The organism is Cupriavidus sp. USMAA2-4 (assembly GCF_001854305.1).
Taxonomy (GTDB): Bacteria; Pseudomonadota; Gammaproteobacteria; order Burkholderiales; family Burkholderiaceae; genus Cupriavidus; species Cupriavidus malaysiensis.
The window spans coordinates 2,011,875-2,035,005 of sequence record NZ_CP017749.1 but is presented as its reverse complement, the minus strand read 5'-3'; the positions used below and the strand labels follow the sequence as shown (position 1 = coordinate 2,035,005).

Annotated in this window: 22 protein-coding genes; 5 read left to right on the top strand and 17 right to left on the bottom strand. The window is 68.2% G+C overall.

Features of this window, described 5'->3' with window-relative positions; genetic code table 11:
* Positions 1-37: 37 nt before the first annotated feature.
* Complete coding sequence (locus tag BKK79_RS29020) at positions 38-940, top strand: LysR family transcriptional regulator (protein ID WP_071021672.1); 903 nt, start codon at positions 38-40, stop codon at positions 938-940.
* Positions 941-1,268: 328 nt separating this feature from the next.
* Here BKK79_RS29020 and flgL read toward each other — a convergent pair whose 3' ends face one another.
* From flgL to flgB, 11 genes are all read right to left on the bottom strand, one after another.
* Positions 1,269-2,504, bottom strand: a complete 1,236-nt coding sequence (flgL, locus tag BKK79_RS29015; protein WP_071021674.1) for a flagellar hook-associated protein FlgL — start codon at positions 2,502-2,504, stop codon at positions 1,269-1,271.
* Between the two features lie 43 nt (positions 2,505-2,547).
* Positions 2,548-4,461 carry a flagellar hook-associated protein FlgK gene (gene flgK / locus BKK79_RS29010; protein WP_071021677.1) on the bottom strand — a complete coding sequence of 638 codons (1,914 nt, stop codon included), beginning with the start codon at positions 4,459-4,461 and terminating at the stop codon, positions 2,548-2,550.
* 233 nt (positions 4,462-4,694) lie between these two features.
* A complete protein-coding gene (gene flgJ / locus BKK79_RS29005; protein WP_071021683.1) occupies positions 4,695-5,780 on the bottom strand; it encodes a flagellar assembly peptidoglycan hydrolase FlgJ in 1,086 nt (361 codons plus the stop codon).
* A gap of 1 nt (position 5,781) precedes the next feature.
* Positions 5,782-6,855, bottom strand: a complete 1,074-nt coding sequence (locus tag BKK79_RS29000) for a flagellar basal body P-ring protein FlgI (RefSeq protein WP_197524085.1) — start codon at positions 6,853-6,855, stop codon at positions 5,782-5,784.
* 98 nt (positions 6,856-6,953) lie between these two features.
* Positions 6,954-7,631, bottom strand: coding sequence for a flagellar basal body L-ring protein FlgH (locus tag BKK79_RS28995; RefSeq protein ID WP_071021688.1), 678 nt, complete (start codon positions 7,629-7,631; stop codon positions 6,954-6,956).
* Positions 7,632-7,633: 2 nt separating this feature from the next.
* Positions 7,634-8,422: a flagellar basal-body rod protein FlgG gene (flgG, locus tag BKK79_RS28990; RefSeq protein ID WP_071021690.1), complete on the bottom strand. Its 789-nt coding sequence runs from the start codon at positions 8,420-8,422 to the stop codon at positions 7,634-7,636.
* A 58-nt stretch (positions 8,423-8,480) separates the two neighbouring features.
* Positions 8,481-9,224, bottom strand: a complete 744-nt coding sequence (gene flgF, locus BKK79_RS28985) for a flagellar basal-body rod protein FlgF (protein WP_071021693.1) — start codon at positions 9,222-9,224, stop codon at positions 8,481-8,483.
* A gap of 47 nt (positions 9,225-9,271) precedes the next feature.
* On the bottom strand, positions 9,272-10,504 hold the full coding sequence (gene flgE, locus BKK79_RS28980; protein ID WP_071021694.1) for a flagellar hook protein FlgE: 1,233 nt from the start codon (positions 10,502-10,504) through the stop codon (positions 9,272-9,274).
* Positions 10,505-10,568: 64 nt separating this feature from the next.
* Positions 10,569-11,249 carry a flagellar hook assembly protein FlgD gene (locus BKK79_RS28975; RefSeq protein WP_071021697.1) on the bottom strand — a complete coding sequence of 227 codons (681 nt, stop codon included), beginning with the start codon at positions 11,247-11,249 and terminating at the stop codon, positions 10,569-10,571.
* A gap of 37 nt (positions 11,250-11,286) precedes the next feature.
* Positions 11,287-11,694 carry a flagellar basal body rod protein FlgC gene (gene flgC, locus BKK79_RS28970; RefSeq protein WP_071021699.1) on the bottom strand — a complete coding sequence of 136 codons (408 nt, stop codon included), beginning with the start codon at positions 11,692-11,694 and terminating at the stop codon, positions 11,287-11,289.
* A gap of 7 nt (positions 11,695-11,701) precedes the next feature.
* Positions 11,702-12,121, bottom strand: coding sequence for a flagellar basal body rod protein FlgB (gene flgB / locus BKK79_RS28965; protein WP_071021703.1), 420 nt, complete (start codon positions 12,119-12,121; stop codon positions 11,702-11,704).
* A gap of 202 nt (positions 12,122-12,323) precedes the next feature.
* On the opposite strand from flgB, the gene flgA reads away from it, so the two are divergent.
* The 3 genes from flgA to BKK79_RS28950 all read left to right on the top strand — a co-directional run bounded on the left by flgA (position 12,324) and on the right by BKK79_RS28950 (position 14,114).
* Positions 12,324-13,136 (top strand): flagellar basal body P-ring formation chaperone FlgA, encoded by an 813-nt coding sequence (gene flgA, locus BKK79_RS28960; RefSeq protein WP_084085295.1) that lies wholly within the window; start codon positions 12,324-12,326, stop codon positions 13,134-13,136.
* A 153-nt stretch (positions 13,137-13,289) separates the two neighbouring features.
* On the top strand, positions 13,290-13,586 hold the full coding sequence (flgM, locus tag BKK79_RS28955) for a flagellar biosynthesis anti-sigma factor FlgM (protein ID WP_071021709.1): 297 nt from the start codon (positions 13,290-13,292) through the stop codon (positions 13,584-13,586).
* 69 nt (positions 13,587-13,655) lie between these two features.
* Positions 13,656-14,114 (top strand): flagella synthesis protein FlgN, encoded by a 459-nt coding sequence (locus BKK79_RS28950; RefSeq protein WP_071039533.1) that lies wholly within the window; start codon positions 13,656-13,658, stop codon positions 14,112-14,114.
* A gap of 253 nt (positions 14,115-14,367) precedes the next feature.
* On the opposite strand, the gene BKK79_RS28945 is transcribed toward BKK79_RS28950, so the two are convergent.
* The 6 genes from BKK79_RS28945 to flhB all read right to left on the bottom strand — a co-directional run bounded on the left by BKK79_RS28945 (position 14,368) and on the right by flhB (position 22,104).
* Positions 14,368-14,829, bottom strand: a complete 462-nt coding sequence (locus tag BKK79_RS28945) for a flagellar protein FlhE (RefSeq protein ID WP_071021715.1) — start codon at positions 14,827-14,829, stop codon at positions 14,368-14,370.
* Positions 14,829-15,545 (bottom strand): RNA polymerase sigma factor FliA, encoded by a 717-nt coding sequence (locus BKK79_RS28940; RefSeq protein ID WP_071021717.1) that lies wholly within the window; start codon positions 15,543-15,545, stop codon positions 14,829-14,831. Before BKK79_RS28940 ends, BKK79_RS28945 begins: the two co-directional genes overlap by 1 nt.
* 120 nt (positions 15,546-15,665) lie before the next feature.
* Positions 15,666-16,499, bottom strand: a complete 834-nt coding sequence (locus BKK79_RS28935) for a MinD/ParA family ATP-binding protein (protein ID WP_197524016.1) — start codon at positions 16,497-16,499, stop codon at positions 15,666-15,668.
* A gap of 4 nt (positions 16,500-16,503) precedes the next feature.
* Positions 16,504-18,864, bottom strand: a complete 2,361-nt coding sequence (flhF, locus tag BKK79_RS28930; RefSeq protein WP_071039532.1) for a flagellar biosynthesis protein FlhF — start codon at positions 18,862-18,864, stop codon at positions 16,504-16,506.
* A 10-nt stretch (positions 18,865-18,874) separates the two neighbouring features.
* Positions 18,875-20,965, bottom strand: a complete 2,091-nt coding sequence (flhA, locus tag BKK79_RS28925; protein ID WP_071021722.1) for a flagellar biosynthesis protein FlhA — start codon at positions 20,963-20,965, stop codon at positions 18,875-18,877.
* Entirely contained in the window at positions 20,962-22,104 is a 1,143-nt protein-coding gene (flhB, locus tag BKK79_RS28920; RefSeq protein WP_071021725.1) for a flagellar biosynthesis protein FlhB, read from the bottom strand. The genes flhA and flhB overlap by 4 nt, the downstream gene beginning before the upstream one ends.
* Positions 22,105-22,479: 375 nt before the next feature.
* On the opposite strand from flhB, the gene BKK79_RS28915 reads away from it, so the two are divergent.
* A complete protein-coding gene (locus BKK79_RS28915; RefSeq protein WP_071021728.1) occupies positions 22,480-22,944 on the top strand; it encodes a hypothetical protein in 465 nt (154 codons plus the stop codon).
* The last annotated feature ends 187 nt before the right edge of the window (positions 22,945-23,131 follow it).

Here is a 23,131-nt window from a genome sequence, read left to right as displayed (position 1 = left end):
TTTTCGGAAAATATCGGCTCTCAGTCCACAACGCGCCATGACTCTCAAGCAACTCGAGGCCTTCTACTGGGCGGCAACCTGCGTCAACTTCACGGTCGCGGCCGAGCGGGTCCACCTGTCGGTTTCCTCCCTCTCGAAGCGGATTGCCGAATTGGAGGCCTCGTTGGGCGTGGACTTGTTCGACCGCAGCGGGCGAAGCGCCAAACTCACCGCGCAAGGGGAGCGGATGCTGCCGCAGATTCGCTCGATGCTGCACGCCGCCGCAGAGTTGCAGCAATCTGCCGGGCAGCGCCACGGCTTGATGGGGCGATGCCATATCGGCCTGGGTGAGTTGAGCGGGCTTACCTGGTTGCCCAAGCTCGTGCGTGAGGTGGCATCACGCCACCCGGGCCTGCTGCTGGAGCCCCATGTCGATATCGGGCAGGTTCTGGAGCAGCGGCTCCATGACGGGGAGCTGGATATCGGGGTCCTGGCCGGGCCATCCACCAGGAGCAGCCTCGCTGCCGAACGGATTGGTCAGGTGGATTTCGCCTGGGTCGCCAGCCAGTCGTTTGTGGAGTTGGCCGGCACTGACAATCCGCGCGTACTCATGGGAGAGCAGACTTTGCTGACGCTTCCGGTTGGAGCCGGAGGGACACGGGTGCTCGACCAATGGCTGGCTCGCCATGGCCTCATGGTCGGCCGGCGCCTGATGTGCAACAGCTGGGGCGCGGTCGTCGGCATGCTGGTCGAAGGACTCGGTTTCGGCTTCGTTCCGCAGCTGTGGGCGGACGCGCTGGTTGAGCGCGGCGCGCTGCGGATTCTCCCCGATAACGAAGCACTGGAGCCACTTCACTATGCCGTGCAGTGGCGCCGCGATGACACCCGGCCGTTGATTCTGGCAATGCGCGAGATTATCCGCGGCACCATCGATTTCCAGGCTCCGCGTTGTTTCGTCTAAAGAAACCCTGTGGTTAGCTTTGTGGTGGTCCAGTACTACCAGGCCCGCAGTTTCTGCCCAAGGGCATCGACCTATCGACAGTCACACAGACGCAGCTCAATGACATCGCCAAGTTGCCTCGCGGAAAGTTAGCTCCCACAAACCACCCTTCTGAGCTCAAAACAGCCGGCGACATCCGGAGACCTGTCCCCTCACCTTCGAAAAAAAATAGCTGCACGCCTTGCAGGACAAGGGGTGCAGCCAGATTGATATGTGCACGACAGCTACTTTTCTGTGCTGTTTGCAGTCATGTTCTTTTCATTGCCAGCGTTCAGGCTGGATCCCAGACTTACCCCTGCACATACTTGAACAAGTTCATCCCCTGGATCTTGACGAACGATTGCTGTGCGGCCTGGAGGGCGGTCTGGTACTGGTAGTACTGCGAGATCGCCGACGCGTAGTCGAGATCTTCCAGGCTCGACAGCGTGGTGGTGTAGTTGAGGTTGCGGTTGGTACCGACGTCGTTGAGCGTCGTCAGTTCCTGGATGCGCGAGCCGACCGAGGTCTGCACCGTCAGCACGTTGTCGAGCGCATTGGTGATCTTGGTGCTGCCGGTGGAGAGCGCGTTGCTCAGGTTGGCCTGGTCTGCGGCCGAGCCGACCGGCGTCTTCAGCGCCTGGATGATCTGCGACAGCGAGCTGAAGACATTGGTGCCGGACTGCTGCGCGGGCGCCAGCGTCAAGGTGTCGCCCGCTGCCGGCGTGCCGGACAGGGTAAATGACACGCCACCCACCTGGATCGCGCTGCCGGGGGTGTACCCGACGGGAGAGCCGACCGCGGCCGGCGGTTGAACGGTCTCGTCGGTGACCGTGTACTCCAGGGCGCCGGTGGTCGCGTTGTTCTGGAAGTTGATCAGCATCGAGTGGCCGTACAGCGGGTCGCTCGGATTGGTCACCGCAAGCGCGCTGAAGACACCGGTGCCGGTGTTGGTGGCACCGGCCTGCACCACGTAGCCGGCCGAGGGCTGCACGCTCATGAAGAGGCTGCTGCCGCTGTCGCCTGCCGCCATCTGCCGCGAGACGTCGACCTGCAGCAGTTGCTGGCCGGTGTCGCCGTTGTACTGGATGCCGCCGCCGGCGCCTTGGGTAAACGGCGCCGAGCCCGACTGGTAACCGGCGAACAGGTATTGCCCGTTGCCGTTGTCGCTGTTGGCCAGCCCGAGCAGCTGGTTGTACTGCGCCTGCAGCGAGGTGGCGAGCGAGGCGCGGTCGGAGTCGTTCAGGGTACCGTTGCCGGCCTGCACCAGCAGGCCCTGGATGTTCTGCACGGTGGTGACGACGCTCTGCAGGGCATTCGACTCCAGCCCGAGCATATTGGTGGCCTGCGTCCGCGTGGCCGTGTACTGGTCGTTGACGGCGATGGACTGCGACACGCCGAGCGCCCGCGTGGCGCCCACGGGGTCGTCGGACGGGGTCACGATCCGCTTGCCGGTGCCGAGCTGCTGCTGGACCTGCATCAGAGAGCTTTGCTGGCCCTGGATCGAAGCCAGCCCTTGCTGGTAGAGCATTGAGGTAGCGACGCGCATGAGTATTCCTTCGCTGCGGGGTGAACGGTTGCGGGCCTTGGCCTTAGTTGGCGATGCCGAGGAGGGTCTGGAACATCGTGTTCGCCGCCTGGATCACCTGGGCATTCGCCTGGTAGAGCTGCTGGTACTGCATCAGCGAGACCGTTTCCTCGTCGACGTTGACGCCCGACACGGACTGTTGCTGCGTCTGGATCTGGGTGGTGATGCTCTGCTGCGAGGTGGCCGCCACGTTGAGCGAGTTCGCCTGGCTGCCGACCGAGTTGACCAGCTGCGCGTAGGCATCGTTGTAGCTGGAGATGCCGCCGATGGTCTTGGCGTTCTGCAATGCTGCCATCTGCAGCATATTGCTGTTGTTCGACACGCCTCCGACATTGGACGACAGCTTGAAGGTGTCGCCCGTCTTCGGCGTTCCGCCGAAGCTGAAGGTCTGCCCGTTGATGACGTACGAGGTGGTCGAGCCGCTGGTGCTCGAACTGGTCGGCGTCACCGCCGCGCCGGTGGCATCGGTGAAGGTGTAGCCGGCGCCGTTGTAGGTAGCCGTCAGGGGCCCCGCCAGCATGGTGTAGCCGGGCGCGACGCTGCTCAGCGAAGCGGTGCCGGAGCCGGTGTTGGTGGAGGTTGCGTCCACGCGCGACGGCGCGGCGGCGGCGATGCCGGCCGGATCCGTCATGATCAGGTTGAACGACGCCGCGGCATTGCGGGTCGGCTGCACCTGGAACGAGTCGCCGCTGACCATGCCGGCCGTGAGCTGCATGGTCACGCCATCGGCCGAGATCGACAGCGGGTAGGTCGCGCCTGCCGCGGCAACCGTGGCCATGGTCTGCTTGTCGGAGGCGCGTACCAGCGTGTAGTTGGTGCCGTCGAAGCTCAGCGTATAGTCGCTGTTGGTGAGCGCGCTGCTGTTGGTCACGCTGGCGTTGAGCTGCGCGTTGCCGGTGTTGTTGGCGTTCGTCAGCACGGTCGGCGTGCCGACCTGGAACAGGTTGGTACCCTGCTGCCCGGTCAGGCCGATGCCCAGGGCCTGCTGGGCATTGACTGTCTGCCCGAGCACGACCGACAGTTGGCCGATGGCATTCTGGGCCGGGTCCAGCGTCTGGCTGCGGAACTGCAGCAGGCCGCCGATCGAGCCGCCCGACACCGTGCTGTCGTCGAGCTGCATCGCGCCACCGCCAGGCCTGCTGATGGCCACCACCGTGCGCGAAGGGTCGGCCGACGAGGTGACTGCCTGCATGCTGTAGGAAGTACCGCCCAGTACCAGCGGCTCGCCATCGCTCAGCGATACGTTGTAGGAGGTGCCGTCCTGCACCACCACCTTGACGCCGATCAGTTGCGACAGGCTGGACACGGCCTGGTCGCGCTGGTCGAGCAGGTCATTGGGCGGCTGGCCGTTGCCGGAAGCGGTGGCGGCGGCGATCTGGGTGTTCAGCGTGGCGATCTGCTTGGTGTAGTCGTTGACCTGGGTGACCGACGACTTCAGCTGGGTATTGACGCCGGACTGCAGCTGGGTGAAGAAGTCCGAGGTCGAACGCATCTGCCCGGCCAGCGTCTGCGCGGACGAGATCATGTTCTGGCGTGCGGACGGATCGGCGGGCGTGTTCGCCACGCCTTGCACGGCCGAGAAGAACGACTGCATCACCTTCGACAGCGAGCTGGTGCTGTTCGACAGCAGGTTGTCGATCTGGCTGATCTGGGTCTGGTAGGTGGACAGCTGCGAACTGAGCGACTGCGCATTGTTGAGCTGGGTCGTCAGGAAGGCGCTGTACGAACGCGTCACCGAGGTGGTCTGGACACCTTGCCCGTAGTAGCCCGAGCCCTGGTAGAGCGCGCCCGCCGAGGCGATGATAGCGTTCTGCCTGGAGTATCCGGGCGTGGTCGAGTTGCTCAGGTTGTGGCTGACGGTGGTCAGCGCGTTCTGTGCCGTGTTCAGGCCGGAAAGACCGATATTGAAGAGAGACATGCTCTAACCCTGGATCGCTTGGCTTACCCCGGCTCGCGGCCGGTGGGACGAAGGTGCATTCGAAGAATGCTAGTGATATCGGCAGCTTCGGACGCGGACTTTAGGGCGGCTTTCCGACCCGGGGCCGGGACCGGTTTGCCGGCCGCCACGGCCGCTTCGCCCGTGGCGGCGCGCGGGACGGCGCACAGGACTGCGAGACGGAAGGCGTGCGGGAAGGCGTGGAGGAAGGCGCCTCAGGCGGTGACGCGCTTCATGATCCGCACCAGCTTCTCGCCGTAGAACGGATCGGTGGCGTAGCCGGCCCGCTGCAGGCCGCGCGCGGCCTCCTCGGGGGAGTTGGCGCCCACCACCCCGGCGTAGCGCGGGTTGCTGGTGAGCAGGCGGGCGTAGTCGGCGAAGGCCTCTTCGTAGGAGCCGTAGGCGCGGAAGCGCGCCTTGACCTTCTGCGGCTGGCCGTCGACGTACTCGGTGGTGGTGATCTCGGCCACCTGGCCGCGCCAGTTCGCGCCGGCCTTGATGCCGAACACGTTGTAGGTGGTGCTGCCATCCGGGTGGGAGATCTCGCGCCGCCCCCAGCCGGACTCCAGCGCGGCCTGGCCGAGGATCAGTTGCGCCGGCACGCCGCTGGTGCGCTCGGCGGCCTGCGCCGGCGCGCTCATGCGCTGCAGGAAGGCGCTCACATGGGCCGGTGCGTCGTCGCTGCCGTAGCTCGCGGTGCCGCTGCCGCCCTGCCAGGTATAGGCCTCCTGCGCCTGGTACTGGCGCACGCCGGCAGTAGGATTCCAGACCGCGCCGGGGACGACCGTGCCCACCTTGGGCGGGGCATCCGCGTCCCAGGGTTGTGCCGCGCCATCGTCCGGCTGGCCGGACTGGCTGCCCTGCGCACCCTGCATCGCCTGCAGGGCCTTGCGCAGCGCCGCTTCCTGGGCGGCCTGCGCGCCCTGCCCGCCCTGCATGCCGGCGGCTGCCAGGGCGGCCGCGTCCGGCGCCAGCGCCGAGCCGGCTGCGCGCGCCAGCTGGCGTACCATCACGTCCGCCAGGCCGATGCCGCGCGTCGACAACTGCTGGGAAAGCTGCTGGTCGAACATCGACATGTAGAGCTTGGTCTGCTCGTTGTCGAAGACGCCGTCCTGCGGCGTGGCGTCGCGCATGCTCTTGAGCACCATCTGCGTGAACACCGCCTCGAACTGGCGCGCGGCCGACTTCAGCGTATCAGCGCTGGCCCCTTGGCGCGCCGACTGCTTGAGTGCCTCGAAGCCTTGCGTGTCGAGCGCGAAGCGCTGCGACACGTCGGCCTGGGCCATCGCCGCATTGTTCATGTCAGATCACCTCCAGTTCGGCGCGCAGCGCGCCCGCCGCACGCATCGCCTGCAAGATGCTCTGCAGGTCGGCGGGCGTCGCGCCAAGCGCGTTCAAGCCCTTGACCACGGCCGCCAGCGAGGCGCCTGCCTTGACGATCTGCAGCGAGCCGGCGGCCTGCTTCATGTCGATCTGCGAGACCGGCGCCACCACCGTCTGGCCGCCGCTGAACGGCGCCGGCTGGCTGATGACCGGCTGGGTGTTGATGACGACGGAGAGATTGCCGTGCGCGATCGCGCAGTCCTGCACGGTCACGGCCTGGTTCATCACGATGGAGCCGGTGCGCGCATTCAGAATCACCTTGGCCGCAGCCTTCTCCGGCGTCACGTCGAGTTCTTCGATGCGGGCGAGGAAGCTGACCCGCGCGGTCGGCGAGGTGGGCGCCCGCACCTGCACCACGCGGGCGTCGACCGCGCTGGCCACGCCGCCGCCGAAGCTGCGGTTGATGGCATCGGCCACGCGCTGCGCGGTGCCGAAGTCGGAATCGCGCAGTTCCAGGCTCATCAGGCCACCCTCCGGCTGGAAGGCGGGCACGGCGCGCTCGACGATGGCGCCGTTGGAGATGCGGCCGACCGCGAGCTGGTTGACCTGCACGCGGCTCCCGTTGGCCTGAGCGCCCGCGCCGCCCACCAGCAGGTTGCCCTGGGCGACGGCATAGACCTGGCCGTCGATCCCCTTGAGCGGCGTCATCAGGAGCGTGCCGCCGCGCAGGCTCTTGGCATTGCCCATCGACGACACCACCACGTCGATCTGGCTGCCTGACTGCGCGAACGGCGGCAGCGTCGCCGTGACCATCACCGCCGCCACGTTCTTGAGCTGCATATTGCTGCCGGCCGGCAGCGTGATGCCGAGCTGCGACAGCATATTGGTCAGCGTCTGCGTGGTGAACGGCGTCTGCATGGTCTGGTCGCCGGTGTTGTCCAGACCCACCACCAGGCCGTAGCCGACCAGCGGGTTGTCACGCATGCCCTGTACCGAGACCAGGTTCTTCAGCCGCTCCGCGTGCGAGTTGCCGCACAGCGCGAGGCCGAGCATCAGGCCCAGCGAAAGCCCGGCCAGTACCTTGCGCGCCAGGCGCGCCGGGTATGACAGCGGAACGGCGGATGCAGGCGACGATGGAATCGGATAGGACATTAGAAAGGTGCCACGCTGAGGAAGAAGCGCTGCAGCCAGCCCATATTCTGCGCGTCATCGATATAGCCCTTGGCGGTGTACTCGATGCGCGCATCCGCCACCTGGGTGGAGGGCACGGCGTTGGCGGCGGTGATGGTGCGCGGATTGACCACGCCGGAGAAGCGGATGAATTCGGTGCCCTGGTTGATCTCCATCTGCTTTTCGCCGGAGACCAGCAGGTTGCCGTTCGGCAGCACCTCCAGCACGGTGACGGTGATGGTGCCGTTGAAGGTGTTGGCCGCGCTGGCGCCGCCGCTGGCCTTCAGCGAGTTGGCGCCGCTCATATTGGCGTTCTGGCTGGTGCCGAACAGGCCGCCGAACAGGCGGGGCACCGCATCGAACGCGAGCGTGGAGCTGCTGGCCCGGCTCGCGTTGGCACCGGAGTTCTTGGTCGCGTTGACGTTCTCGCTGACGATGATGGTCAGGATGTCGCCGACGTTGCGCGGGCGCGCATCCTCGAACAGCGGCATGCCGGCATACGAGGACTGGAAGATGGAGCCGTTGGGTGCGCCGCGCGGCCGCATCTCGGCGCGGGCCGTGGTCGGCAGCTGCACCAAGGGCTCGCGCGGCGCCAGTGCGCAGCCTGTCGCCAGGCAGCACAGCGAAAGCACGCCGAGTCGGAGCTGCGCCAGTGCCATCGTCAGCTACCGAGCTGGGTCAGCCGCTGCAGCATCTGGTCGGATGTCTGCACTGCCTTGCTGTTGATTTCGTAGGCGCGCTGCGTCTGGATCATGTCCACCAGTTCCTGCACCACGTTGACGTTCGACGACTCAACGTAGTTCTGCTGCAGCACGCCGGAGCCGTTCAGGCCGGGCACCGTGGTGTTCGGCGCGCCGGAGGCATCGGTCTGCGCATAGAGATTGGTGCCGAGGCTTTCCAGCCCGGTGGGGTTCATGAAGGTGGCGAGCTGGAGCTGGCCGATCTGCACATTGTTGGTCGAGCCGGGCTGGGTCACCGAGACGGTGCCGTCGCGGCCGATCGTCAGCGAGGTGGCGTTGGCCGGAATGGTGATCGCGGGCTGCACGACGAAGCCGTTGGAGGTCACGAGCTGGCCGTTCTGGTCGACCTGGAAGGAGCCGTCGCGCGTGTACGCGGTGGTACCGTCCGGCATCGAGACCTGGAAGAAGCCCTTGCCGTTGATCGCCACGTCGGTGGGATTGCCGGTCTGGGTCAGGTTGCCCTGCAGGTGGATGCGCTCGGTGGCGGCCGGGCGCACGCCGGTGCCGAGCTGCAGGCCCGACGGCAGCGTGGTCTGCTCCGAGCTCATCGCGCCGGGCTGGCGCACGGTCTGGTACATCAGTTCCTCGAACACCGCACGGCTGCGCTTGAAGCCGTTGGTCGACACGTTGGCCAGGTTGTTCGAGATGACGTCCATCTGCGTCTGCTGCGCATCGAGGCCGGTTCTGGCAATCCAGAGTGAGCGGATCATGGTTTTCCTTGCGGGGCCGCGGCACTGCGCCGCGGCCGGGTTCGGTGTTTACGTTGGATCAGTTGGTCGACAGCAATGCGTTGGCGCGCTGGTCATTGCTGTCCGCGTTCTGGATCATCTTCATCTGCATCTCGAAGCGGCGTCCGTTGGCGATCATGTCGACCATGGCCTCGACCGGGTTGACGTTGCTGCCTTCCACGGCGCCGGAGACGATGCGGATGTCGGCATCGGGTTCGGGTGGCTGCACGCCCTGCTTGAGCCGGAACAGGCCATCGTCGCCACGCTCGACCTGGTCGCCGGTGAGGCTGACCAGGCGCAGCTTGCCGACGTTGGCGAGCCCGTTGGCGGTCTCGCCGGGGCCGCGCGCCGTGATCGTGCCGTCGCTGGCGATGGTCAGCTCGGAGCCCGGCGGCACGGTCAGCGGACCGCCCTGGCCGAGCACCGGCAACCCGCTGGGGGTCAGCACCTGCCCGTCCGCGCCCACCTGCAGCGCGCCCGCACGGGTGTAGGCCTCGCCGCCGTCGGGGGTCTGCACCGCCAGCCAGCCGTTGCCCTTGATCGCCACGTCCAGCACGCGGCCGGTGTAGTTCAGCGGGCCGGCCTTGAGGTCGGCTCCCGGCGTGCTGGCCAGGGTGAAGGCGCGGGTGGGGTTGGTATTGCCCACTACCGGCACCGCGCGGAACATATTGATCTGCGCGCGGAAGCCCGGCGTGGAGACGTTGGCCAGGTTGTTGGATACCGCGGCCTGCTGCTCCAGCGTCTGCTTGGCGCCGGACATCGCGGTGTAGATCAGGCGATCCATGGTCGTCCCCTAGCGGCAGCGGCAGCGCGCGTTGGCCGTGCCCGGCATTACATGTTCACCAGGGTCTGCATCACCTGGTCCTGCGCCTTGATGGTCTGGGCGTTGGCCTGGTAGTTGCGCTGGGCCACAATCAGGTTGACCAGCGAGGCCGACAGGTCGACGTTGGAATCCTCCACGGCGTTGGCCTGCAGCGTGCCAAGGCTACCGCCCGCCGTACCGACCAGCGGCGCGCCCGAGGTGCCGGTGGCCTGCCACACGTTGTCGCCCGACGGCTTCAGGCCCTGCGGATCGGCAAAGCCGACCAGCACGATCTGGCCGAGGTTCTGGGTCTGCTGGTTCGAATAGCTGCCGACGATGGTGCCATCGCCCTGCACGGCGAAGCTCAGCAGGCTGCCCGAGGCGTAGCCGTTCTGCGACAGCGAATTGGTGCCGCTGGTGACACCGTACTGGGTGGTGCCCGTCAGGTCGACCGCGACCGACATCGCCGCGGCGCCGTTGGCCGCCGGCATCGTGAAGCTGGGCGCCGTGGCAGCGGTCGGCGAGGTCAGCACGCCGGCGCTGTTGAACTGCATGGCCATCGGGCTGCCGCCGGTCAGGTTGCCGCTCGGGTCCGTGACGTAGAGGTTCCAGTCCGAGCCGCCGGCGGTGGTGCCGGGGCCTGCCGCCTGCTTGGCGAAGTAGGCGGTCATCTGCTTCGCATTGCCGAGCGAGTCATAGACCGTGAAGCTGGTCGCGTAGTTGTACATGCCGGACGTCGGCAGCGCGCCGGGCGCGCTTGCGAACGCGGTGGCCGGCACGGTGTTGCTCGAATTGAGCTGGAACTGCGCCGTCAGCTTGGTCGTGGCGACCGGCGGCATATTGGTGTTCGACACCACCAGCGGCTGCGGCTGGACCGAACCGCCGGCCGCCGTCCCTGCCGGATAGCCGGTGAGCTGCAGGCCCTGCGCATTGGTCAGGCTGCCGTCGGCCTGGCGCTGGAACTGCCCGTTGCGCGAGTAGTAGACGCCGCCATCGGCGTTGACCAGGCGGTAGAAGCCGTTACCGCTGGTGATGGCCACGTCCAGCGAGTTGTTGCTCGACGAGATGCTGCCCTGGGTGAAGGACTGGATCACGGTGTTGACCTTCGTGCCCAGGCCGATGTTGGTGCCGGCATAGACGTCCGCGAACTGCGCGGTCGACTGCTTGTAGCCCACCGTGTTCGCGTTGGCGATGTTGTTGCCGATCACGTCCAGATTGGCGGCGGCTGCGTTGATCCCGCTTACCCCTTGACCGAAACCCATTGATTTTCCCCTTGACTTGCTGTCTTGCGTGAATGACCCGCCTGCGCGCGGTATGGTTGCCCGATCAGCTGATCCGGCGGATGTCGTTGACGTTGGCAGACTGGCCGTTGGTCAGGCCGACCAGCACACCGCTCGAGTCGCCGGTGATGCTCTGCACCGTGGCGTAGTTCAGGGCGACCGGCGATACGCTGTTGCCCTTGGCGGTCGCGCTCACGCTGAAGGTGTATTTGCCGTCGGCCACGGTATTGCCGTTGTTGTCCTTGCCGTCCCAGCTCACGTCCTGCACGCCGGCTGCCTTGTTGCTCAGCGTCAGCGTGCGCACCACGTTGCCGCCGGAGTCCTTGATGGTGACGCTGGCGGTATCGGCCGCCGTCGGCAGGTCGACGCCGAACTTGCTGGGCGTGCCGCCGGCGACCGAGATCTGTGAGCCGGGCACTTCCACCGAGCGGCCGATCAGGCTGGCCGAATTCATCGCCTGGCTCGCGCTGTTCTGCGACAGCAGCTGGTTCAGCGTGGTGTTCATGGTCTGCAGGCTGCTCACGGTGCTGATCTGCGCCAGTTGCGAGGTCAGCTGCGAGTTGTCCATCGGGTTGAGCGGATCCTGGTTGTTCATCTGGGTCACCAGCATCGTCAGGAACTGGCTCTGCAGGTCCGAGGCGCTCGCCGAGCTGCTGCTCAGCGCCTGGTTCACGGAGGAGCTGGTGGTGGAAGATCCGGTACCGCTAACGTTCGAGGTGGTGGTCATGTCAAATCCATCGGCTTGTCGGGTTGGCCTGTCGGCGTCACTGACCCAGGGTCAGCGTCTTGAGCATCATGTTCTTGGCGGAATTCAACACCTCGACGTTGGCCTGGTAGGAACGCGAAGCCGAGATCATGTTGACCATCTCCTCCACCGGGTTCACGTTGGGCATGGTCACGTAGCCTTCCGCATTGGCCAGCGGATGCGTGGGATTGAAGACCATCTTGGCCGGCGAGGGATCCTCGACCACGCCCTGCACCTGCACCCCGCCGATCTCGCTCTGGCCGGGTGTCGGCGCGAGCCCGAAGACGACCTGCTTGGCGCGATAGGGCTGCCCGTTGGGACTGACCGCGCTGTCCACGTTGGCGAGGTTGGACGCGGTGACGTTCATGCGCTGCGACTGCGCGGACATGGCCGAACCGACCACGTCGAAGATATTCATGGCTGCCATGGCATGCTCACTGCTGGATCGCGGCCAGCATCGTCTTGATCTTCGACGTCATCACCGTCAGGTCCGACTGGTAACCCACGGTGTTGTCGGCGAAGGCGACGCGCTCGGTGTCCATTTCCACGGAGTTGCCGTCGATGCTGGACTGTGTCGGGATGCGGTACATCAGGTCGCGGTCGCTCGTGCCCGACGGTGCCTCGGCGGGCAGGTGCCGTGCCGACGTGGTGGTCAGCACCAGGCCGCCCTGCGCGCCGCCGGCGCCGCCGCGCTGCATGGTCTGCGACAGCGTGCTCGCGAAGTCGTAGTCACGCGCCTTGAAGCCAGGCGTATCGGCATTGGCGATGTTCGCCGCCAGTACCGACTGGCGCTGGTTACGCAGGTTGAGCGCTTCCTGCTGGAAGCGGAAAGCCGCATCGAGTTTGTCAATCATGTCTGCGTCTCGCTGGGAAGGGAGAACATGGAAGCGCATGCTTCTTCAGGCTTGCCATGGTAGGTGCGGCGACGCCAGCGCAATCGCGCGAATAGGCGGCGGAAACCCGCGCAATTCCCTCCGAAGCGCGCCGGGTGGCTGCCTACAATACGGGACGTTCCGCTGCGTGCCGCAAGGCCCGCGCACTTGCTGGAAGACCCACATGAAGCCTCTGTCCCGAGCGCTGTTCCGCGCCCCATTGCGCGCCCCATTGCGCGCCCTGTTCCGCGCCCTGTTCCGCGCCCTGCTCCGCGCGACGCGCCTGCTGCCCGCGCTGGCGCTGGCCCTGGCCGGCGCCCACGTCGCGGCGCAACCGGCCGGCGCCAGGGCCGGCAATGGCGCCACGCCCGCCACACCTTTCCCCGACGATCCCGTGCGCAGCGCGGTCGAGCAGTTCCTCGCGCGCCAGAGCGCCGGCCTGCCGGGCAAGGTCAGCATCCAGGTCGTGCCGCCCTCCGGCGGCCGCGCTCCCGAATGCGAGGCGCCCGACCCCTTCCTGCCGCCGGGCGGCTCGCCCTGGGGCCGCGTCACGGTCGGCGTGCGCTGCGGTGGCGAACGTCCGTGGATACGCTACGTGCAGGCACGGGTCGGCGTGTTGACCGACTACTACGTGGCAGCCCGCGCGATCGCCCCCGGCGAACCGATCGGCAGCGCCGACCTGCAAGCTCGCCAGGGGGACCTCGCGATGCTGCCGCGCGCGGTGGTGACCGACCCGGCGCAGGCCAACGGTGCCGTCGCCGCCACCCGCATCGCCGCCGGCTCGCCGCTGCGCGCCGACCTGCTCAAGCGGCCGGCCGCCGTACGCAACGGCCAGACCGTGTCGGTGACCATCGAAGGCGAGGCCTTCCAGATCAGCAGCGAAGGAAAAGTGATGAATGATGCGCCGACGGGCGGCTCGGTGCAGGTGCGGCTGAAGAACGGCCAGGTGGTCACCGGGCTGGTGCGCAGCGGCGATACCGTGGTACTGCAGCAATAGGCGCGGCAAAGCGACCGGCCGGGCGGCCGGGTACGCGGCGCAGCGGCGGGATGGCGTGCGACAATGCGGGCTTGCGATGCCCATGCGGCAAGGCGGCCCTAAAGTTTGCGGCCGGGCGTCCGATATGCATGTGGAACCCAGCAAGGAACAGTCGTGAAGATCAATCAGTCCACTTCGTCCAGGACCGGCGCCCCCGCCGAAGGCACGGCGCGCGCCACCACGGCCCCCGCTCCCGCCCCGGCCACGGCAGCCGAGGTGCAGACCAGCCCCCTGAGCGCCCAGGTCCGCCAGATCGGCGCCAGCCTGAGCCAGGATAGCGACAACGACATCGACACGGCCCGCGTGGAGGAAATCCGCCAGGCCATCGTCGAAGGCCGGATCAAGATCGATCCGAGCAAGATTGCCGACGGTCTGCTCGCCACGCTGCGCGAGCTGAACCAGGGCCAGTAAGCGGTCCGCGGCAGGAACCCAGCAGCGAGCCGAGAGCGAACGGCATAGAGCGCCGCGCGTGGAGAAACCATGAGCCTGCCCCTGATCCAGATCCTGCATCGCGAAACCGAAGCCGTGAAGGCATTCGCCGAGGCCCTGGCCGACGAACGCGAAGTGATGAAGAGCGGCGACGCGCAGGCGCTCGGCGCGGTGCTGGACCGCAAGACGGCGCTGGCCTCCGCGCTGGCCGAACTGGGCGCCGCGCGCGAAGCGCAGATGGCCGCCGCCGGCTTGCGCGCCGGCCCGAACGGCATGCTGGTCGGCCTGCGCATCGACCCCGCCGTGCATCAGGCCTGGCGCACCCTGCGCCTGGCCGCGCTCGGCGCGCACCAGGCAAGCACGCTGAATTCGGCGGTCATCGCCACCCATCTCGAACACACGCGCGCGGCCATCCAGGTACTGCGCCAGCGCGGCATCGATGCCGGCCTCTACGGCCGCGACGGCCGCACCCAGAACGCGGCATCCGGCCTGAGCCTGGCGCGCGGCTGAGGCCACTGCGGCGGCTGGGACTGGCGCGCGCTCGCAGCGCCCCGCTCGGGCTGGTGACATGGCCGCGCGACGATGGTCGCACGATCGCCCCTCGCTACCGCGCCGTCCGGCGCCGCCATCCTCTTCCTTGAACTGAACTGAACTGAGCTGAGCTGAACCGAGCCGGATCGGCCGAGGACGGCGTCGCGGGTGTCGCCGCAGCGGCGGCGGAACATCGCCGCCGGCCGCAGCGGCGGCGGACCGCTCTCAACGATCAGCGATAGTCGACGATGACCTGGTTGGCGCGCCCCTGCAGCACGGGCGCCAGCGCGCCACGCCCGGGTGCCAGGAAAGCAAAGGTGAAATCCTGTGCGGCGGCATCGCCGCGGAATGCCTCGGTGTGGCCTTGCGCCGCCGGCAACAGCACGCATCGGCTGCCATTGCACAGGTAGACCTGGAGATCATGCGGCGGCACGCCGCTGAAGGTGTACTGCCAGCGCACGGATGTCACCTTGCCGGTCGCCAGCGCCGGCATCGCGCCGGGCCGCAGCGCAGGCGACAGTATGCGCATCCCGCGCACGGACAGCATCGGCCCCTGCACCACGCTCTGCCAGGCATGACCGGGACCTCCCTCGTCCGCCCGGACTGGCGGGACGGCGGTCGCCAGGCCGAGTGCGGCGACGCCCGTCGCAACGCATGCCTGCACGCGCGGCGCGGCGCGGCCGGGCCCTCGCATCAGAGCAGTCCCCGCAGCTGGCCACGCAGGCGCGCGATGGCCTGGCCGCGGATCTGGCAGACACGCGACTCGGTCACGTCCAGCACGGCGCCGATCTCGCGCAGGTTCAGCTCCTGGTCGTAGCACAGCGACAGCACCAGCTTCTCCCGCTCGGGCAGGCGCTCGATGGCGCGGATCAGCGCTTCGCGCATGCCGCTCTCCATCAGCACCATCAGCGGGTCGCTGTCTTCGTTGACGCCGAGGTGGCGCTCGAGGAAATCCTCTTCGCCGGAGCGCTCGAAGTCCTCGTAATGCAGCAGCTGGCAGCCGTGCACTTCGTTGAGCAGCAGCTGGTACTCCGGCAACGGCATCTCGAGATGCTCGGCCACTTCGGAATCGAGGGGCGTGCGGCCAAGCTTCTGCTCCAGGCTGCGTATGGCCCGCTCGATGCGGCGGGTGAACTGGCGCAGGCTGCGCGACTGCCAGTCGTTGGCGCGCACCTCGTCGAGCATGGCGCCGCGGATGCGCTGGCTGGCATAGGTCTCGAAGCGCGCGCCGTGCGTGTCTTCGTAGCGCTTGGCCGCGTCCAGCAGGCCGATCATGCCGGCCTGGATCAGGTCGTCGAGCTGCACGCTGGCCGGCAGCTTGGCCGCCAGTTGCAAGGCGATGCGGCGCACCAGCGATGCGTGTGCCTTGACCAGATCCGTCTGTTCGAGCTTTCCCTGAACGGTGTACATGGTGGGACTCTCGTGGCTTCTAGAGCGCAGCGCCGGCCGCGCGCGTACCGTGCAGGGACCGGGGCCCGATGGCTTGGGCCCGGTCGATGGCCTGGGGGAACGATACGTGCGGCATCGGCGTCAATGAATGCGTGGGCTGGTCGGAGGCGTCGCCGAGGCGACGCCGGGGAAGGTGGTGGACGCGGCGCGCATGGGCCACGCGCCGATGCTGCTGGCGATGCGGCGCAAGGCCATCGTCGCCGGTGCGGCGGGGTAGGCATCGACCACGCCGCGACCCAGCTGCTCGCTCTGCCTGACCAGCGGATCGAGCGGCAGATAGCCGGCCCACGAGGCCTCGATGCCGAGATACTGGCTGGCGGTGCGGGCCAGGTTGCCGGCCACCGCGCCGGCGATGCCCTCGCCCGCCGCCGCATTGACGACGAGCTGGAAATGGCGGATGGCGTAGCGGTGATGCAGTTGCTTGATGCGCGCGTAGGCCGCGGTGATCGAGGCCGCCTCGGGGCGCATCACCACCAGCAGGTTGTGCGCGGCGCCGGCCAGCGCCGACAGCGTCCCCTGGCCGTCGGCGCGGGCATCGGCCAGCACGGTGCGGAAGGCGCCGAAGGTGCCCGGCAGGCCGCCGCCGGCCGGGCCGGCAGCGCCCGCGGGCAGCACGGCGACACCGCTGGGCCCGGCGGCACCGAGCGCCTGGTCGAGCGTCGCCTGTGCGGCCAGCACCTGGGCCAGCGTGCCGCGCGGCGCGGCTCCGGCCAGGTGCGCGGCGCGCGCGCCCGGGGCATCCTCGTCGACCAGCAGGACGCGCTCGCCCTGCATGGCCAGCGCGCTGGCCAGTCCGAGCGCGACCGTCGTGGCGCCGGCCCCCGGCTCGCTGGCTACCACGGCGATGTGCCGTGTGGCGCGCGGCGCCAGCAGGCGCCGCAGCCCCTCGGCCTGATCGGTTGCCAGAGTGTGCACAGACCTACTCTCCTACGGATTCCAGTTGTTGCTCGGCAGCGGACGTATCCGCACGGACCGGGTCCGCCGCAGCGGCACGGTTTGCGCGCACGGGATAGCCCTCCAGCACGTCCAGCAGCGCCAGCAGGCGCGCCAGGCCTTCGACCAGCGCCTGGCCCGGCGCCGCTTGCGCGGCCTTGCCCGCGGCGCGGCCGGCCAGGCGCGAGAGGAAGCCGGCCGCCACGGCGCCCGGCTCGCATTCGAGACGCAGGGCGGTCAGGCCGGCCTGCAGCGCCATCAGCGCGGCGCGGCATTGCGCCTCGTCCGCGGCCGGCACGGCGCCGCGGGCAAGATGGTCGAGCGCGTGGCGCAGCGTGCGGAAGCGTGCCTCGGCGGCCAGTGCCCAGCGCGCCCACTGCGCCAGCCGCGCGGATTCATCGGCCAGGGCGGGGTCGCACAGCAGATAGCTGGTGTCCAGCAGGCGGCCGCTGTCGCGCTCCACCAGGCGGGAAACCAGCAGGCAGGCATCGGTGCCGCCGTCGGCATTGCCGCGGCCGGCACGGCGCTGCAGCGGACCGTCGGGCACCCGCACCGGCACCTGGGCCAGCCATTGCACGGCATCGCAGCCCTGCTCATGGAGTTCGCCCACGGCATGGAAGGTCAGCGTTTCGGCCAGGGCCTCGACCTTCCAGGCCGTGCCTCCGCTGAGCATGCGCGCGCCCTTGCGGGCCCGCGCCAGCCAGCGTTCGCCGCCTTGCTGCCAGCGCGCCAGCACGGCCGGAGCCGGCAGCGCATCGACCATGTTGACGACCGTACGCGTGGCCGCCAGCGCGGCGCGCAGCGTGGCGGCCTCGGTTTCGCCGCTGCCGTTGCGTGCACCGCTCACGGCGGCGGCCAGCGGGAAGCCGTCGCGATCCGACAGCCACAGGGTCGTCTGAACATGGTGCGGGGCCCGGCGCCCGCCAGCCGCGAACTGGGCGGTGGCGGACAGCGCCAGCACATGGCGATCGCAGCCGCGACCGAGGTCGCGGCAGGCAGCTTCGCGCACCTGCTGCGCGACGCTGCGCAGCGATGCGGCGTCGTCGTCGCGCTGCTGCCACAGCGCGCGCAGCAGCGGAAAACCCTGCGTACCGGCATCGAGCTCGGCCACGCAGGCACCGACCGCATCGGCACTGTCGCTCAGCGAGCGCAGCATGTCCTCGGCGGCGGGACCGCGCTGCGCCTCGGCATCCTCGAGGGCGCCGGCCTGGCGGCGGGCCACGTCCGCATCGGCGAAGACCGAGCCGCGGCGGGGCGTCAGGAAGGCGCGCTCGACCAGGGCCGGCGCCTGCGCCAGCTCCAGGTGCTCGGGCACGCGCTGGCCGGTGGAGGCGTAGAACACCGGCAGGCGGTGGCGGATGACGACGTCGAGCACCGATCCCAGGTGCGTGGCTTCGTCCAGCTTGGTGATGATGCAGCCGTCCAGGCCGCAGCCGGGCTCACCGCCGAGACCGGCGTCCTGCCGGTAGGCGTGCACCACCTCGTTGAGCGTATCGCCGTGGCTGGCGCCATTGAGCAGCAGCACGCGCTGCACCGGTGCCTGCACGCCGGCCAGCATGGCGATCTGTTCGGACAGGTTGCGGTCACGCTGGCTCATGCCGACCGTGTCGACGATGACCAGGTGCTTGTCGGCCAGCGCGTTCAGCGCGAAGCGCAGGTCGGCCGCATCCTTCACCGCGTGCACGGGCACGCCGAGGATGTCGCCATAGATGCGCAGCTGCTCGTGCGCGCCGATACGGAAGCTGTCGGTGGTCAGCAACGCCAGCCGCTCCGGACCGTGCTTGAGCACGAAGCGCGCGGCGAGCTTGGCGGTGGTGGTGGTCTTGCCGACGCCGGTCGGCCCGATCAGCGCGAGCACGCCGCCCTGGGCGAAGAGTGCTTCCTCATCGGCCAGCACCTGCACCTTGCGCGCCAGCTCCTGGCGGATCCAGGCCATCGCCGACTGGCGGTCGTGACCGACCGGCAGGTGCGCCAGCAGCGTGCGCGCGAGCTGCCCGGAGAAGCCCGCGCCGGCCAGCCAGGTGAAGAGCGACTCGCGCAGCGGGTCGCCCGTCGCCACCGGCACGTTGCCCATGCCGGCGAACTGGCGCTCGATCAGCGCGCGCATCGACTTGAGCTCGCCGCGCAGCTCGCCCATCTCGGCCTCGTCGTCGCGCGCCGGTGCGGGCGGCACATAGAGCTGGGCGCTGCTGGAGATGGCGCCGACATCGGTGTCGCGCATGGCGACGATCTCGACGCCGCCATCGACGGTCCGGTTGGACAGCACCACCGCGTCAGGCCCCATCGCCTCGCGCACGCGCCGCAGGGCCTCGCGGCCATTGGCCGCCACGAATTTCGCTACGCTCATCGCGCCTTCCTCATGCTGCACCGCCGATCACGGCGGTGATCCTGATGTTTCGGTTGTCGGGGACCTCGGCATGCGACAGCACCTTGAGCTGCGGCAGCGTACGCCGGAGGAAACGAGCCAGCAGCGCCCGCAGCGGCGGCGGCACCAGCAGCACGGGTGTGTAGCCCATCTGCTCCTGCCGCTCCACGCAGGCACGCGATTGCTGCAGCAGGGCGTCCGCCAGGCCGGGCTCTAGGCCCCCGCCGCTGTTCAGCACCTGGGTCAGCACGCGCTCCAGGCCGGCTTCGAGGCCGACCACCTGCATTTCCGCCCCGTTCGGGTACAGCTGCTGCGTGATGGCGCGGCCCAGCGCCACGCGCACCAGCTCGGTCAGCTCGCTGGGCTCGCTGATCTTGGGCGCGTGCTCCGCCACCACGTCCAGGATGGTGCGCATGTCGCGGATGGGTACCCCCTCCTCCAGCAGGTTCTGCAGGACCTTCTGCAGGCCGGTCAGCGAGATGGTCTTCGGCACCAGGTCCTCGGTCAGCTTCGGCGATTCCTTGGCGATGCGGTCGAGCAGCTGCTGCACTTCCTGGCGGCCCAGCAGTTCGGCCGCGTGCATCTGGATCAGGTGGTTCAGGTGGGTCGCCACCACGGTGCTGGCATCGACCACCGTGTAACCGAAGGCCTGCGCGCGCTCCTTGTGCGCGGCGTCGATCCACACGGCCGGCAGCCCGAAGGCCGGATCGCGCGTCTCGGCGCCCGGCAGGGTGCCGCTGACCTGGCCGGGGTTGATCGCCATCCACTGCCCCGGCGCCGCTTCGCCGCTGCCGATCTCCACGCCCTTGAGCGTGATGCGGTAGGCGTTGGGCTTGAGTTCGAGGTTGTCGCGGATATGGACCACCGGCACCAGGAAGCCGATCTCCTGCGCCATCTTCTTGCGGATGCTCTTGATGCGGCCGAGCAGCTCGCCGTTCTGCGCGCGGTCCACCAGCGGGATCAGTCGGTAGCCGACTTCCATGCCCAGGGGATCGACCATGGTGACGTCGTCCCAGGTCGCCTCGGTGGATTCCGGCTGCGCCTGCGCGGGGCGCGACTCGCCCTTCTTGCTGGCCTGCGCGTCGGCCTGCTGGCGCTGCGCCAGGTAGCGCCCGAACCAGATCAGGCCGGCGCCGAACAGCAGGAAGGCGATGTGCGGCATGCCCGGGATCACGCCCAGCAGGCCGATGATGGCGCCCGTGATATAGAGCACGCGCGGATTGGAGAACAGCTGGCCGGTCAGCTGCTGGCCGACGTCTTCGTCGTTCGACACGCGCGAGACGATGACACCGGCTGCAGTGGAGATCACCAGCGCGGGAATCTGCGCCACCAGGCCGTCGCCGATGGTCAGCAGCGTGTAGTTGCGCACGGCCGTGGCGAAGTCGAGGTCGTGCTGCACCATGCCGACCACCATGCCGGCGCCGACGTTGATGAACATGATCAGCAGGCCGGCCACGGCATCGCCGCGCACGAACTTGCTGGCACCGTCCATGGCGCCGTAGAAGTCGGCTTCCTGGGCCACCTCGGTACGGCGCTTCTTGGCGCCCTCCTCGTTGATCAGGCCCGCGTTGAGGTCGGCATCGATGGCCATCTGCTTGCCGGGCATCGAATCCAGCATGAAGCGCGCGCCCACCTCGGCAATACGGCCCGCGCCCTTGGTGATCACCATGAAGTTGATCACCACCAGGATGGCGAACACCACGATGCCCACGGCGAAGTTGCCGCCCACGAGGAAGTGGCCGAACGCCTCGATCACCTTGCCGGCGGCATCGGGGCCGCTATGGCCCTCGAGCAGCACCACGCGGGTGGAGGCGACGTTCAGCGACAGGCGCAGCAGCGTGGAAAACAGCAGCACTGCGGGAAAGGCGGCGAAATCGAGCGGCCGCTGGGTGTACATGCCCACCAGCAGCACCATGATCGACAGGGCGATGTTGAAGGTGAACAGCAGATCGAGCAGGAAGGGCGGCAGCGGCAGCACCATCATGCCCAGGATCATCACGATCAGCAGCGGGCCCGCCAGGGCTCGCATCTGGCCGGCGGTCTGCCCGCCGGGCAGCTTCAGCAAGGAGGTCAGGGCATTCATGCGCGGCTTTCCGGTACGGCGAGTTCGTCAGGCACGAGAAGGTTGCTGGGAGCCGCGGGCTGCGGTCCCTTGGAGTAGTGCCAGTGTTTCAGCTGGAAGACCCAGGCCAGCACCTCGGCCACGGCGGTGTACAGGCCGGCCGGGATTTCCTGCCCCAGTTCGACATGGCGGTGCAGCGCGCGCGCCAGCGGCGGCGCCGACAGGATGGGGACGCGATGCTCGACCGCGATCTCGCGGATGCGTGCCGCCACCAGGTCGCTGCCCTTGGCCACCACACGCGGTGCGCTCATGCGGCCTTCCTCATAGCGCAGCGCCACCGCGAAGTGGGTCGGGTTGGTCACCACCACATCGGCCTTGGGTACCTCGGACATCATGCGTCGGCGCGCGGCTTGGCGCTGCTGCTGGCGGATGCGGCCCTTGACGTGCGGATCGCCCTCGGTTTCCTTGTGTTCCTGCTTGACCTCTTCCTTGGTCATGCGCAGCTTCTTGTGGAACTGCCAGAACTGCCAGGGCACGTCCAGCCCGACCACGACCACCAGCGACAGCACGACCAGGCCGGAGCAGTACAGCACCAGTTCGAGCATGTGCAGCAGTGCTTCCTGCACCGGCACGTTCATCAACGAGATGGCCTCGGGCAGCCGGCGCCACAGCACCCAGGCTGCCACGCCGCCCACCAGCACGGATTTGGCGATCGCCTTCAGCAGCTCGGCCAGCGTCTGCATGGAGAACATGCGCCCCAGACCCTGCAAGGGCGACAGCCGGCCGAAGTTGGGCTGGAGCGACTTGGTGGAGAACATCCACCCGCCCAGCAGCAGCGGCGCGGCCAGGGCCGCCACGGTCAGCAGCGCCAGCAGGGGCATCAGGGCCAGCAGGCTGTCCCAGACCACGTTGCCGAACTGGGACAGCATGCGCGATACGTCGAAAGCGGTGGCCGGCTCGAAGCTCAGGCTGTGGCGCATGCTGGCATCGAGCCGGCGCCCAAGCGGCGCCCCGAGCGTCGACAGGCCGGCCACGCCGGCCAGCAGCATGATGAAGGTGCCGAGCTCGCGCGAACGGATCACCTGCCCCTCCTCGCGCGCCTTTTCCAGGCGCCGGGGTGTGGCGGGTTCAGTTTTCTCGAGATCGCTTTCTTCGGACATGGACGCTCCGTTGCGAAGCGCCAGGCGGCCCTTCGTCAGTGACGATTATCAAAGCGGGCCAGTCCTGCCATTAGCGGGAATAGGGAGGGGAATCGGTTGCTGTTTGCGTGATCAGCGGCAGCCACCAAGGCGGAGTTCCGCCTCTTGCGAGGGATAACGGACGGGGCCGGGGCAACTTGAGCGACGGGGCGACAGATGGGGGCGGACCCGTGCCGTGGGCTGCCGCGGCATGGTATCGGCCTTCTCGGCCGTTAATTCAAATTTTTTGAATAAATGATCCACGACTCATCGCCTTTCCCGCCCGGAAGGTTACCTATCATTGCGTTCAAGGACGGCACGACGCCTTCTGGAAAATTAAACGAACTGGAGAGAATCATGCACAACGCTATCACCCGCAAGCTGGTTTCCACCCTGGTGCTGTCCCTCGCCGCCGCCGCTGCCGGCAGCGCGCTGGCCGCCGGCCCGAAGAACATGCAGCCCGGCGACAAGTACGGCTACGACTTCCGCAGCGCAGTGCATGACGTGTACACGGAAGGTGCGCGCGGCGGCAGGTTCGATGCCTTCAGCGAAGGCGCCCGTAGCGCGAAGTTCGATCCGTACACCGAAGGTGCGCGTGGCGCGAAGTTCGATCCCTACACGGAAGGTGCCCGCATCGCGAAGTTCGATCCGTACACCGAAGGTGCGCGTGGCGCGAAGTTCGACCCCTATACCGAAGGTGCCCGCATCGCCGGCCTGGACCGCAGCGGTGTCTCCTCTGTCCCGCAGCGCAGCTTCGACGCCTACGGCGAGGGCGCGCTCGGCGGCAAGGCCAATCCCTACACCGATGGCGCGGCGACCTGAGCCACGCCGCCAGGGCGGCGATCCCCGGCCTGATGCGAACATGGCAAGTCCCCGCTACGCCGGGGACTTTTCCATTGGGGTCATTGGGGTCATTGGGGTCATTGGGGTCATTGGGGTCATTGGAATCATGGGAGCCACGCCGGACATCGCTTTGTGCAGGGCAACATCTTGTGGCCTGGCCGGTCGC